At 64.3% G+C, this 12,872-nt stretch carries 11 protein-coding genes; all 11 read right to left on the reverse strand.

Annotated features, from left to right (window positions below; genetic code table 11):
* Positions 1-3: 3 nt before the first annotated feature.
* Positions 4-1,551: a peptidoglycan DD-metalloendopeptidase family protein gene (locus tag FJ546_RS17330; RefSeq protein WP_140890443.1), complete on the reverse strand. Its 1,548-nt coding sequence runs from the start codon at positions 1,549-1,551 to the stop codon at positions 4-6.
* 282 nt (positions 1,552-1,833) lie between these two features.
* Positions 1,834-2,487 carry a protein-L-isoaspartate(D-aspartate) O-methyltransferase gene (locus FJ546_RS17335; protein ID WP_140890444.1) on the reverse strand — a complete coding sequence of 218 codons (654 nt, stop codon included), beginning with the start codon at positions 2,485-2,487 and terminating at the stop codon, positions 1,834-1,836.
* The gene (surE, locus tag FJ546_RS17340; RefSeq protein ID WP_140890445.1) at positions 2,484-3,242 is read right to left on the reverse strand and encodes a 5'/3'-nucleotidase SurE; all 759 of its coding nucleotides are present in this window, start codon (positions 3,240-3,242) and stop codon (positions 2,484-2,486) included. The genes FJ546_RS17335 and surE overlap by 4 nt, the downstream gene beginning before the upstream one ends.
* Positions 3,242-4,546, reverse strand: a complete 1,305-nt coding sequence (serS, locus tag FJ546_RS17345) for a serine--tRNA ligase (RefSeq protein WP_140890446.1) — start codon at positions 4,544-4,546, stop codon at positions 3,242-3,244. The genes surE and serS overlap by 1 nt, the downstream gene beginning before the upstream one ends.
* A gap of 104 nt (positions 4,547-4,650) precedes the next feature.
* A complete protein-coding gene (tatC, locus tag FJ546_RS17350) occupies positions 4,651-5,526 on the reverse strand; it encodes a twin-arginine translocase subunit TatC (RefSeq protein ID WP_140890447.1) in 876 nt (291 codons plus the stop codon).
* Positions 5,523-6,269 (reverse strand): Sec-independent protein translocase protein TatB, encoded by a 747-nt coding sequence (gene tatB, locus FJ546_RS17355; protein ID WP_140890448.1) that lies wholly within the window; start codon positions 6,267-6,269, stop codon positions 5,523-5,525. The genes tatC and tatB overlap by 4 nt, the downstream gene beginning before the upstream one ends.
* 30 nt (positions 6,270-6,299) lie before the next feature.
* Positions 6,300-6,521, reverse strand: coding sequence for a twin-arginine translocase TatA/TatE family subunit (locus FJ546_RS17360; RefSeq protein ID WP_140890449.1), 222 nt, complete (start codon positions 6,519-6,521; stop codon positions 6,300-6,302).
* Positions 6,522-6,701: 180 nt separating this feature from the next.
* Positions 6,702-7,466, reverse strand: coding sequence for an SMC-Scp complex subunit ScpB (gene scpB / locus FJ546_RS17365; protein ID WP_140890450.1), 765 nt, complete (start codon positions 7,464-7,466; stop codon positions 6,702-6,704).
* A complete protein-coding gene (locus tag FJ546_RS17370; RefSeq protein ID WP_140890540.1) occupies positions 7,463-8,266 on the reverse strand; it encodes a ScpA family protein in 804 nt (267 codons plus the stop codon). Before FJ546_RS17370 ends, scpB begins: the two co-directional genes overlap by 4 nt.
* Positions 8,267-8,329: 63 nt before the next feature.
* The gene (gene nagZ / locus FJ546_RS17375; protein ID WP_140890451.1) at positions 8,330-9,349 is read right to left on the reverse strand and encodes a beta-N-acetylhexosaminidase; all 1,020 of its coding nucleotides are present in this window, start codon (positions 9,347-9,349) and stop codon (positions 8,330-8,332) included.
* Positions 9,350-9,500: 151 nt separating this feature from the next.
* On the reverse strand, positions 9,501-12,872 hold the full coding sequence (locus FJ546_RS17380) for an SPOR domain-containing protein (protein ID WP_140890452.1): 3,372 nt from the start codon (positions 12,870-12,872) through the stop codon (positions 9,501-9,503).

Here is a 12,872-nt window from a genome sequence, read left to right on the forward strand (position 1 = left end):
GTTCTATTCGAGATAGGTCGAGGGATCGACCGGCGCCGAGTTCTTGCGCACTTCGAAGTGCAGCTTCGGCGAGTCCGTCGTACCGCTCATGCCCGAGAGTGCGATCTCCTGGCCGCGCTTGACCTTCTGGCCGCGCTGCACCTCGATCGAGCTGGCATGGCCATAGACGGTGACCAGGCCGTTCTCGTGGCGCACCAGCACCGTATTGCCGAATTCCTTGAGCCCGTCGCCGGCGTAGATGACGACGCCGTTCTCGGCCGCCTTGATCGGCGTGCCCGAGGGCACGGCGATGTCGACGCCGTCCTTGCCGGATCCGAAACCGGAGATAACCCGGCCGCGCACCGGCCAGCGCATCTTGCCGATACCCGTGGCATCGGGCGCCACCGCGTCGTCGTCCTCGGCCTGCTGGATGACCTTCGCGTCCTTCTTCGGCGGCGTATAGGATGCCAGCGTTTCCGACGGTGTTGTCTTTGCCGGAGGCTGCGTGGTTGCGGTGGTCACCGGATCGACTTTTGCCGGCTTGGCGCTGGCGACCGTCGCGGTTCCACCGGCCGGCACCTTCAGGGTCTGGCCGATCTTGAGCAGGCCATCCTTCATGCCGTTGGCCTGCTTAAGCGCAACGACGCCGACGCCGGTCTTCCTGGCGATCGAAGACATCGTGTCACCCGACTGGACCGTGTAGGTGCTGGCGGCGCCTGTTGCCTTGGCGGTCTGCGCCGGCTTGGGCTCCTTGGGCTGGCTTGCGGCGGCCGAAGCATCGACCTGCGCGGCGGACTTGCCTTCCTTGAGCTTAGGCTGCTGCGGCAGGACGGCGACCTTGTCCGGCGCGGTGGCCGGCAGGTCGTGCTTGCCATCCTTCGCCGATCCGTCCTTCAGCTGCTTGGCGTCGGCGACCTTCGGCTCGGCCTTGCTCGAATAGGCATAGGCCGGAATGACGATCTTCTGGCCGGTCTTCAGCCCCTTGGTCGGGCTCAGGCCATTCACCTTCATGATGACATCGGCCGGTACTTTGTAATGCGCCGCCAGTCCGGAAATGGTCTCGCCGTCCCTGACGACGATCTCGGTCGCGTGCGGCCTGCCCGCCTCGGCTACCTTCGGCGCGTCGGGCTGAGCATTCTTGAACGGCTTAGCGGCCGGCTCCACGTTGCCGGTTGTCGTCCTGTCAACATGGGGAGCAGGCCGAACCATGGCCGGCGCCGATGCGACACGCACTGGATTGGCGGCGGGCGCGAGCGCCGGCGCGGGTTGCGCCTGGGCTGAAACGGGCGGCGACAACGGCCGGCTCGAAACCGGTTCGAGGCTCGAGCGGCTGACCGACTGCGTGTGGGTGCCGTCAAGCGGCGCTGCCGAGACATCGCCCGGATAGGGCTGTACGGCATCCTGCTTGTTGATGATGGCGCGCTGATTGTTGGTCGAGGAAGTGAAGACGTCGTCGACACTGTTGAACCGCGAAGCCTGGGAACTGCACCCGGCGGCCGCCCCCGCAATCATGAGAACAGCGCAGCCCCGCGCCAGATTGCGACTGTTTGTCTTCAAAACACTGAGTTGCATCGCACTAACCCGCACAAACGCTGCACCAACTGGATCGGATTAAAGCGCGTTAATGTTACTGGTCGGTTAACCCATTAGAATCCGACGAAAATTTTCTTAAAACATTCGAGTGCGCCGGAGGCGCGTTGAGATTCAGGTCAGAGCGAGTCGAAAATGGTTGATAGCGAGAACCGGAGCGGAGCGTACTTCAGTACGTGAGCACAGTTCTACTGCGACGCAGTAGAACGGGGAAGCGCAGGTGTCAGCCATTTGCAGGCCGGTCTCACCTGAATATCAATGCTCCTAGATGACCGCCGCTATGCTGCGCAGGATCGGCTGCAGCCGCACGAGGCCGATATCCTCGCGCTCGAAACGGCTGCCGACCTTGGTGAGCTTGGCCAGCACCTGCTCGCCCTCCTCCGGCCCGATCGGCGCGATGACGATGCCGCCGCTCGACAATTGGTCGAGCAGGAAGCGCGGCAGGCTGTCGAAGGCGGCCCAGGCAACAATGCGGTCGAACGGGCCTTCTGCAGGCAGGCCGCCGGAGCCGTCGGACTGGCGCACGATGACATTGCCGATGCCAAGCGCCTCGAAACGCTGCCTAGCCTGTTCGACAAGCGTCTTGTAGCGGTCGATGGTGACGATCCGTGCCGCCAGCCGTGACATTACCGCCGCCGTATAGCCGGAGCCGGTGCCGATCTCGAGCACGCGGTTTCCCGCTTCGATGGCAAGGGCCGCGATCACCGCCGCCTGCATGTCGGCGCCTTCGATCGCCTCGCCGCATTCGATCGGCAGCATGCGGTCGGACCAGGCGATCTGGTGGAAATGGGGCGCCAGGAAGCCGCGCCGTGGTGTTGCCTCGAAAGCCGCGATCAGCGCCTTCGGCACGGTTCCCCGGCCGCGCAGGCGCAACAGGAAAGCGGCAAATCCTTCGCGGTCATCGATTGGCAGGTTCATGCAAGCGCCTTGCTCAGCTGGTCACGGATCTCATGCGCGGTGAGGTCGAGCTGCAGTGGCGTCACCGACACCAGACGGTTGCGCAGCGCATGGAGGTCGGTGCCTTGCTTGCCCTCGACCGGCTCGCGGCCGAAGCGCAGCCAGTAGTAAGGCAAGCCGCGCCCGTCACGGCGCTCATCGACCCACAGGCTGTGCACGAGTTTGCCTTGCATGGTGACTACAGTGCCGGCGACCTCCTCGGGAAGGCAGTTGGGAAAATTGACATTGAGCAGCACGCCGTCCGGCAGCGGCGTCGCGACGAGCTTCTTCAGCAGTGCCGGCGCAAGCGCCTCCGTCGTTTCATAGGGAACGATGCGATCCTCGCCGACATAGGAATAGCCCTGGCTAAGCGCGATCGAGCGGATACCGAGCAGCGCGCCTTCCATGGCGCCGGCGACGGTTCCCGAATAGGTCACGTCGTCGGCGATATTGGCGCCCGAATTGATGCCGGACAGGATCAGGTCGGGCGCGCCGGGCAGGATCTTCTTCACCCCCATGATGACGCAATCGGTCGGCGTGCCGCGCACGGCAAAATGCTTCTCGCCGATCCTGCGCAGCCGCAGCGGCTCCGAGATCGACAGCGAATGCGCGTAGCCGGACTGGTCCTGCTCCGGCGCCACCACCCAGACATCGTCGGAGAGCGTGCGCGCGACGCGTTCGAGCGACGCCAGGCCCTCGGCATGAATGCCGTCGTCATTGGTCAGAAGAATGCGCATTACTTCGCTTCGATCTTTGCCAGACCGCCCATGTAAGGCCGCAGCACTTCAGGAATGGTTACGCTGCCATCCTCGTTCTGGTAGTTTTCGATGACGGCAATCAGGGCGCGGCCGACGGCGGTGCCCGAACCGTTGAGCGTATGGACGAAGCGATTGCCCTTGCCGTCCTTGTCCTTGTAGCGCGCGTCCATGCGGCGCGCCTGGAAGTCGCCGCAGACCGAACAGGACGAGATTTCGCGATAGGCGTTCTGGCCGGGCAACCAGACCTCGATGTCGTAGGTCTTGCGCGCGCCAAAGCCCATGTCGCCGGTGCACAAAACCATGGTGCGGAACGGCAGTTCCAGCCGCTTCAGCACTTCCTCGGCGCATTGCGTCATCCGCTCGTGCTCGGCGAGCGAGGATTCCTGGTCGGTGATCGACACCAGCTCGACCTTGTAGAACTGGTGCTGGCGCAGCATGCCGCGTGTGTCGCGGCCGGCCGAGCCGGCTTCCGAACGGAAGCACGGCGTCAGCGCGGTGAAGCGCAGCGGCAGCTTTTCATGCGCGGTGATTTCTTCGCGCACGAGGTTGGTGAGCGGCACCTCGGCAGTCGGGATCAGGCCAAGCCTGCCCTCCCCATGCGGCGTGAAGAATAGGTCTTCTTCGAATTTCGGCAGCTGGTTGGTGCCGAAAAGCACCTCGTCGCGCACCATCAGCGGCGGGATCACTTCCTCGTAGCCGTGCTCGGTCGTGTGCAGGTCGAGCATGAACTGGCCGATCGCGCGTTCCATCCGCGCCAGTCCGCTCTTCAGCACGGTGAAGCGCGAGCCCGACAGCTTTGCCGCCCGCTCGAAATCCATCATGCCGAGCGCTTCGCCGACCTCGAAATGCTCCTTCACCCAGTTCGGCCGCGTTGGCACCCTGCCGACAATGTGTTTGACGACATTGTCGTGTTCGTCCTTGCCGACCGGCACATCGTCGAGCGGCACGTTGGGCAGCACCGCCAGCGCGTCGGTCAGCGCCTTGTCGAGCTCGCGCTCACGCGCCTCGCCATTCTGGATGAAGGTTTTTATATCGCCGACTTCGGCCTTGAGCTTTTCGGCAAGAGCGGCGTCACCCGAACGCATGGCGTTGCCGATCTCCTTCGAGGCGGCGTTGCGGCGCTCCTGCTTGGTCTGCAGCTCGGTGACGTGTTCGCGCCGCGCCTCGTCCCTGGCGATCAGATCATCGACCGTGGACTGCGCCTCGCCGGCCGACCACGAGCGCTTCACCAGCGCCTCGACAAGGGCCTTCGGGTTGTCGCGAATCCATTTGATGTCAAGCATAGTCTGAACGCTCCTGAGCTAAGCTCCGAGGGCGTAAACCGCATCCTTGACCGATGCAAGATGAGGCTGGGCGGCGCTTGTCGTTTTCCGCCGCCGCTGAGGTCTTACGAGGCAGCCGGCGCCGGAGGCTCGTCCGGTGTCTTGTCGGCCACGGTCTCCCCGGCTTCCTGCTTCTCACGCGCCAGGCGCTCGCGCTCCTGGCTGCGCTCGATCAGCCGGGACGACCAGATGGCGACCTCGTAGAGCAGGATGGTCGGGATGGCCAAGCCGATCTGGCTCATCGGATCGGGCGGCGTCAGCACCGCCGCGACGACGAAGGCGATGACGATCGCCCATTTGCGCTTCTCGGCCAGTGCCTTGGACGACAGCATGCCGACGCGGGTCATCAAGCTGGTCACCACCGGCAGCTGGAACACCAGGCCGAAGGAGAAGATCAGCGTCATGATCAGGCTGAGATATTCCGACACTTTCGGCAGCAGCGAAATCTGCACCTGCTCGTCCGTGCCGGCCTGCTGCATGGCGAGGAAGAACCACATCACCATCGGGGTGAAGAAGAAATAGACCAGCGAGGCGCCCATCAGGAATAGGACCGGCGACGCGATCAGGAACGGCAGGAAGGCGTTGCGCTCGTTCTTGTAGAGGCCGGGCGCGATGAATTTGTAGATCTGCGTGGCGATCAGCGGAAAGGCGATGATCATGCCGCCGAACATGGCGAGCTTGACCTGCGTGAAGAAGAATTCCTGCGGCGCGGTGTAGATCAGCTCGACCTTGTGCGGGTCGAGACCCGCCCATTTCGTCGCCCATTTGAAGGGGACGACCAGAAGGTTGAACAGCCTCTTGGCGAAGAAGAAGCACACCAGGAAGGCGACGAAAAAGCCGCCGAGCGACCAGATCAGCCGGCGGCGCAACTCGATGAGATGCTCGATCAGCGGCGCCGACGATTTCTCGATCTCGTCCTTTTCCTTGTCCGAAACGCTCACTTGGCGGCTCCAGCCGTCTTCTTGGCCGCCGGCTTCTTCGCCGGCGCAGGTTTCGGTTCGGCTTTCGCCACGGTCTTTGCCGCAGTCGCCTTGGCGGCAGAAGGCTTCGTCACGGCCTTTGTCGACGCCTTAGGCGCGGGTGCGGCTTTTACCGTCACCACTGGTGCGGCTTTTGCCGTCACCGGCTTCGCGGATGTCGAGGCCTTGGCTGGCACCTTTGCCGCCGGCGCGGCCTTGGCGGCTTTCTTGGACGCCTTCGGCGCCACGGCAGGTTCCGTGGATGCCGCCACCGAATCATCGGTCATGGCCGGGAAAATCGGCGTTGGCGGCGTGGCTCCCGCAGCGCTGACGCCAGGCATTTCCGTCGCGCCGTTCTTCACCGGCTCAGCCGCCTGTGGCGTTGAGGCCGTCGGCGTTGCCGGATCAGCCGCCGGCTTCGGCTTCATTGCCGAGTCGACGCCGGCACGCACATCGGCTGCCGCCTGCTCGAACGGATTGAGCTGTTTTCTGATCTCGGCAACGGGGCTTAGGCCCCTGAGCTCGTCGACCGATTTCTTGACGTCGTCGAGCTCGGCTTCCTTCAGCGCTTCGTTGAACTGTTTCTGGAAGTCGGCGGCCATGGCGCGCAGCTTCGCCGTCGTGCGGCCAAAGGTGCGCAGCATATTGGGCAAATCCTTCGGCCCGACGACCACGATCATGACGATCGCGATCACCAGCATTTCGGTCCAGCCGACTTCAAACATGGCACTCTGTTCCGACTAGAACTTTTTGGCTCAGCTCTTGCTGGCTTTTTCCTTCACGGCCGAAACGGTCTCGTCGGGACGGTGTTCGACGGTGCGCTTGTCGTCGGCGACGTCGTCGTCCGCCATGCCCTTCTTGAAGCTCTTGATGCCTTTGGCCATGTCGCCCATCAGCTCGGGAATCTTGCCGCGGCCGAAGACCAGCAGTACGATCACCAGCACGATCATCCAGTGCCAAATCGAAAATGAACCCATAGCAAATCTCTCTCGAATGTTTTCCCTGGCGATGATCTATGCGTTTTCGCGTTGGGATTCAAACACAACAGCGACAGAGTTTATGAAAGGGTGACGGATGTCACGCTTTTTCGACTCGCTGGCCCGCTACCAATCGGCGCATCTACGACCTATCGGCGCGCTTGGACAGAGCGCCAGTGGTCAATCTTCCGTGACGCGTGGCGTCAGCAGGCCGAGTTCCTCGAGATCGATATCGGTCAGCGGATCCTCGTCTTCCGTCAGCACGTCGGGGTCGGCCGGCGGCTGCGGGATGGAGAAATTCGACGGCATGCGGCCCGAGAGCAGGCCCGCCCCCTTCAGTTCTTCCATACCGGGAAGATCGCGGATTTCCTCGAGCGCGAAATGTTCGAGGAACGTTTCGGTGGTGCCATAGGTGACGGGACGGCCAGGTGTCTTGCGGCGACCGCGCATGCGCACCCATTCCGTCTCGAGCAGCGTGTCCAGCGTGCCCTTCGACGTCTCGACGCCGCGGATATCCTCGATCTCGGCGCGTGTCACCGGCTGGTGATAGGCGATGATCGCCAGCACTTCGAGCGCCGCGCGCGACAGCTTGCGCTGCTGCACCGTGTCGCGGCTCATCAGGAAGGCGAGATCGCCGGCGGTGCGGAAAGCCCAGGCGTCGCCGACCCGCACCAGATTAACGCCGCGCCGGGCATAGACCTGCTGCAGCTCGGCCATGGCCAAGGCAACGTTGATGCCGTCGGGAAGGCGCGAGGCAAGCTGCTTCTCGCTGACGGGTTCGGCGCTGGCGAAGACAATCGCCTCCGCCATGCGCACGGCCTCCGCAATATGCAGGCGCTCGGCCGGGTTCTGCACCGGGTTCTCGGCCGAAGTCTGGTCGAGATCGCCTTCCAGTTCATCGTCCACCTTGAAGGGGATAACCGAAGCGTTGGCGCGTTCGCTCATGATGCCACCTCGACTGCCTTGATTGCCGGTGCGCGGTGATCGCGCAGATAGATTGTCGCGAACACCTCGTCCTGTCGCAGATCCATCTTGCGCTCGCGCACCAGTTCCAATGTCGCCGCGAACGAGCTGGCGATCGCCGTGCGCCGCTCTTCTGGGCTGGTCATGTATTGGATGAGGAAGCTGTCCAGCGCCGTCCAGTCGCGCAGCGAGCCGATCAGCCGGGTCAGGATATCGCGCGCATCCTTGAGTGACCAGACGCCACGCCTGGCTATCGTTACATTGGTGATCGCCTGCTTCTGCCGCTGCTGGGCATAGGCGGTCAGGAGATCGTAGAGCGACGCCGAATAGGCGTTGCGCTTTTCGATGATCACCATTTCGGGCATGCCGCGCGCGAACACGTCGCGGCCGAGGCGATTGCGGTTGACAAGGCGGGCCGCCGCATCACGCATCGCTTCCAGCCGCTTCAGCCGGAACTGCAGCACGGCCGCCAGTTCCTCGCCGCTCTCGCCCTCTTCGCCCGGCTGCTTGGGGATCAACAGCTTCGACTTGAGGAAGGCGAGCCATGCCGCCATCACCAGATAGTCGGCCGCAAGTTCGAGCCGCAGCGCCCTCGCCGTCTCGACAAAGGCCAGATACTGCTCGACCAGCGCCAGGATCGAGATGCGCGCCAGGTCGACCTTCTGGGTGCGGGCAAGATGCAGCAGAAGATCGAGGGGGCCTTCGAAGCCGGCCACATCGACGACCAGCGACGGGTCGCCGGTGACGCGTGAATCGTCATTCTCGGCCCACAGGCGGTCCATCGGTGCGGCCTTCGCGGCCTTGCCTTCCAATGTCTCCGCCACTGCCTCTGTCACTTCCCTTGATTAGGCCACCGCATCGAAATAGGTGGCGAATTCAGCGCGTATCTCGGTTTCCTCTGCCGCGTCGCGTTTCCTTATATAGGTCAGCGCCCGCTTTGCACGCTCCAGCGACTTGCCTTCAAGCCCCGTGGTGCGCGACGCAATGCCCGCCATCTCCTCGAAAACGCCGTTGCAGTGAAGGACCAGATCGCAGCCGGCCGCAAGGATCGACGCCGCCTTTGTCGGGAAATCCCCAGAAAGTGCTTTCATCGAGGTGTCGTCGCTCATCAGGAGCCCATCGAAGCCGATGTCGCGGCGGATGATCTCGTCAATGACCTTGCCGGACGTCGTCGCCGGATTCTTGGGGTCGATGGCGCTGTAGACGACATGCGCCGTCATCGCCATCGGCAGGTCGTTGAGCTCCCGGAACGGGGCAAAGTCATGCCGCTGCAGGGCGCTGAGCGACGCGTCGACCGTCGGCAGCTCGAAATGCGTGTCGGCAAAGGCCCTTCCATGTCCCGGAATGTGTTTCATCACGGGCAGCACGCCGCCCGACATCAGGCCTTCGGCGGCGGCACGGCCGAGTTCGATGACCGCGCGCGGCTCCTTGCCATAGGCACGTGCGCCGATGACGTCGCTGGCGCCTTCGATCGGCACGTCGAGCACCGGGAGGCAATCCGCGGTGATGCCGTAGCGCAGCAGATCGAAGGCGTGCAGGCGCGCCATCAGCCAGGCAGCACGGGCACCGGCGTCATGATCGTCGCGCCAGAGCGCACCAAGCGCCCCGCCCGCCGGGTAGTTCGGCGCCAGCGGCGGCCGCAGGCGTTGCACCCTGCCGCCTTCCTGGTCGATGAACACCAGCGCGTCCGGCCGCCCGATACAGTCGCGCATCTCGGCGACCAGATCGCGGATCTGCTCGGTCTCGCCGATGTTGCGAGCAAACAGGATGAAGGCCCATGGGCATTCATTGCGATAGAAATTGATTTCTTCGCGGGTGAGCGATTTCCCGGCACAGCCGAGGATCATGGATTTTGATTCGGTCATACCAGGAGTCTAGGGCTTCGCGCCGCTAAAGGGAATCGTCTGGAAATACATGCGGTCCGACGCCGGAAATGCTTCCACATGAAAAAGCGCTGGGCGTATGAAAAAGCCGGCGCGACCTTGGGCCGCGCCGGCTTTGACTGGTTGAACGCGTCTAGCGCGACACGAAGCAGTTGCCGCCGGCGGCCTTGTAGCTGGTGCACAAATTGATGGCATCGTTGCGTGACTGGGCCACGACGCGGACGCGGTAGAACGTGCCCTTGCCGGCTATCTCGGCCTTGACGATGTTGGCGGTGCGGCCGGCAAGCACGCTGCCATAGCGGCGCTGCAGGTCCTGGTAGGTCGACTGGGCGCTTTCCACCGTCGGCTGCGAAGCAACCTGCATCGACCACGAACCGCTACCGGTCGCTGTCGTTGCCTGGTCAATGGAGGCGACCTGATCGGGCTTGACCTCGCCGACGACGTCGACGGGCTGGTCGGATGGACGCTGCGGCGCGATCGCAACCTTGGCCGGAGTATTGGCCGACTGCGTCTTGGCCGGTTTGGCCGCAGGCTTGAGGGCCGGCTCATCGCCCGACTGGGCCGCGGCGGGCGCCACGGTGCCGGTCGGGTCGGCATCGGCGGACGGCGCGACGTGCTGCGGCGCCGGATCGCTCGGCTCAGCGGCCGCCACCTGCGGCGCGGCCGGCGCCGGATCGTCGCGCGGCACCAGCGAGCCGTCCGATTTGACCACCATCGTCCTCACCTTGCGCGGTGCGACGGCGACGACATCGGTGTTGTTGCCCTTGTCGGTATCCTGCAGCACCTGCGCGATGCGATCCTCTGACTTGGGCGCTGGCGCCGCATTGTCGGCAGGGGCAACTTTGCCAGCCGGCGTCGCACTGGCGGTCGGCGCGGCATTGCCGTCATCGGCTCCGCCGACGACAGCACCCTGGCCGGCAGAAGGATCGACGGCACGGGCCGGATCCTTCGCCTGCACATCCACGGGAACCTCGGTGTTGGTCACAAGCTTCTGCTGCACTGGTTCGGCGGGCTTCGCGCCCTTGACCACCGCGTCGTAAACCTTGTTGTCCTGGTTCGGCACCACGGTGCCGCCCGGATTTTCCGGCTTGATCTTGATCGGCGAATTGTCGGCTTTGACGATCACCGGCGCTTCGCTGCCGCCCTTGCCGCCGAAAGACAGCGCAAAGGCGCCAAGACCACCAGCGACCGCCACGGCACCGACGATCGCCGCGATGAACAGCCCACGGCGTCCCGACGGCCTGGCCGCTTCCCGCTCGCCGAGACCCGGAACGGACATTGCTTCGTCCAGTTCAGGATCATAGTCGAGCTCATCGACGGTGAAATCGTCCGCCTGCGAGACCGGCTGGCTGCCGGGCAGATTGTCGAGATCGAAGCCGTCGGCGGCGTCCGCGTAGCCGGTGTTCGCTGCAGCACGGGCGGGCATTTCCGCCGGCCGCGCCGCATAGGTCCGCGCTTCCGGCTGAAGGGCCGGTTTGACCCCGCCATAAGCCGGTTTGGGTTCTTCATATGCCGGCGCCTGATAGGCCGATTTGAATCCGCCATCAAAGGATTCATCGGCATAGGCAGCGCTGCTTGCGGCTGCAGCTGGAGCAGGCGCGACCTCCACCGAATTCATTTCCGTCAGAAGGCTGGCGAACTCGGCGTCGAGATCGTCATAGCCTGATGCGGCCGGTTCATCTTCCTCGAAATGCAGTTCCGGGATGTCGAGATCGTCCGCAAGCGCCACGACGCGCTCCGGCACATCGACCGTTTCGACATCGGGCATCTCTTCTTCGTAGCGCGACGACTGTCGCGGCTGCGGTGCGGATACGGGCGCCGCATAGGGCGCGGCCGCAATCGGCTCGGGCGCGCGGTAGGGCGGCACCACAGCCGCCGCTGGAGCCATTTCAGGCGCGGCGGTCCTTGCCGTCATCGAAGCGGCCGGCTGCTGGGGAACCGGTGTCACGCGGCTCCACGAACGGGTCGGCTCGGTCGGCGCGGAGTGTTCGGCCGGCCAATCGGGGGAATCGGTCTGATCCTGCCGCCAAGCTGCCTCGTCGCGCGGATCGAGATCCCCGGCCAAGGTCGCGTCGAACGCATCATCGTCGAAATCGATGTCGCCATGATCGGCGGCGTCCGCGCCCAGATCCTGGCCCTGAAGCTCATCGAGCAGCAGATTGTCGGGATCGGCATCGGCGGCGTGAGCCGCGCTGGAGGCATGCGTATCCTCGGTCGCATGTTCATCGAGATCCCAGTCGAGATCAGCAGGCTCCTCGGCGGCCTTTGCCGGCGCCGGAACATACGACTGAACGGGAGCAGCGGCCGGCTGAGCCGCAACGGGTTGAGCGGCGGCGGGCTCGGGCTCCTTGGCCGACGGCGGCGTGCGCGCCGTCATGGCGCCCAGAAGTGCGTTCAACTCGTCTTCGAGGCTACGCTCGTCCGCCACGGGGGCCGGCGCCGGCTCGGCCATGACGGCTGCCGGAGTTGCCGGAGCTATCGGCTGGACCGCGGCAGCGGCAACCTCGGCGACCGGCTCTTCGGCAGGCTCGGCGAACGAGTCGTCCAGGTTGAGATCGAAATCATCTTCCGAAACGGCTTCGGAGCTCGATAACTCGTCCCTCGCATCCACGGCATGAGTGGGCACTTCGTGCGCTTCCGCCGCGTCAAAGGCCACCGGCTGGTCCGCCTGAACGTCAAAATCCATATCGACATCCGCCATGGCGTCGTCGAAATGCCCCTCGAAATCCTCGTTGGCGATCGCCTGGGCTTCATTCGCGGCGGCCAGCACCGGCTCCGGATAGTCGACCGCGGCCGCAGCCGCATGGGGCTGATCCGCCGAATGGTCGTCAAGCATCAGCTCGTCTTCGAGCGAAATCGCGTCCTCATCGTCGAATTCGTGCGCGGCGGCCGGCTCGACAGCCATCGGCACTTCGGCAACGGCATGCTGGGGCTCGGCGGCTTCGTCCTCGATCTCGGCGGCATGGTCCTCGACGCGAAAATCCTGGTCGAGCGACGCGGCAAGCTCGTCTTCGATCGGCAGGTCGTCCTCGAAGGGCGAAACGTCTTCGAGCGAACTGGCGACGGCATTGTCGAAATCGGCGTCGAAGGCGGGTTCGACGGACGGCGCGGCTTCGGCAGCGCCGGGGTTGGCATGGCTGGCGACGAGCCCCTGCTCGTCGGCACCCGTGAGGTCCAGATGGAAATCGTCGTCGAGAGACAGCGCAAGATCGTCGTCGGCCGCGTCTGTGGCGGCCGTTTCGAATGCCGGCTCATGAGCCTCGACAACCGGAGCGGCGACACTGTCGTCAGCGTCGAACTCGCCCATCAATTCCTTTTCGAGGTCGATGTCGAAATCGTCCTCTTGCACAGGCTGACTGGCAACAGCGGCCTGCGGCTCGACCCGCGCCTGCTGCTTGACTGGCTGGCGTGGGTCGAATCCCATGATCCTGGTCAGTTCCGCGAACGGATCATCGTCAGCGACGTCGTTGTTGTCGGCTACTCTCAGCTGGGTTCTGTCTGCCAT

Origin of the sequence: Mesorhizobium sp. B2-4-19 (assembly GCF_006441315.1) — a bacterium.
Taxonomy (GTDB): domain Bacteria; phylum Pseudomonadota; class Alphaproteobacteria; order Rhizobiales; family Rhizobiaceae; genus Mesorhizobium.

Excerpts from the sequence above, each read along its gene's own strand:
- FJ546_RS17335 (WP_140890444.1), bottom strand. The coding sequence starts at position 2,487 with ATGAACCTGCCAATCGATGACCGCGAAGGATTTGCCGCTTTCCTGTTG.
- surE (WP_140890445.1), bottom strand. The coding sequence starts at position 3,242 with ATGCGCATTCTTCTGACCAATGACGACGGCATTCATGCCGAGGGCCTG.
- serS (WP_140890446.1), bottom strand. The coding sequence starts at position 4,546 with ATGCTTGACATCAAATGGATTCGCGACAACCCGAAGGCCCTTGTCGAG.
- scpB (WP_140890450.1), bottom strand. The coding sequence starts at position 7,466 with ATGAGCGAACGCGCCAACGCTTCGGTTATCCCCTTCAAGGTGGACGAT.
- nagZ (WP_140890451.1), bottom strand. The coding sequence starts at position 9,349 with ATGACCGAATCAAAATCCATGATCCTCGGCTGTGCCGGGAAATCGCTC.
- FJ546_RS17370 (WP_140890540.1), bottom strand. The coding sequence starts at position 8,266 with ATGGACCGCCTGTGGGCCGAGAATGACGATTCACGCGTCACCGGCGAC.
- tatB (WP_140890448.1), bottom strand. The coding sequence starts at position 6,269 with ATGTTTGAAGTCGGCTGGACCGAAATGCTGGTGATCGCGATCGTCATG.
- FJ546_RS17360 (WP_140890449.1), bottom strand. The coding sequence starts at position 6,521 with ATGGGTTCATTTTCGATTTGGCACTGGATGATCGTGCTGGTGATCGTA.
- FJ546_RS17330 (WP_140890443.1), bottom strand. The coding sequence starts at position 1,551 with ATGCAACTCAGTGTTTTGAAGACAAACAGTCGCAATCTGGCGCGGGGC.
- FJ546_RS17380 (WP_140890452.1), bottom strand. The coding sequence starts at position 12,872 with ATGGCAGACAGAACCCAGCTGAGAGTAGCCGACAACAACGACGTCGCT.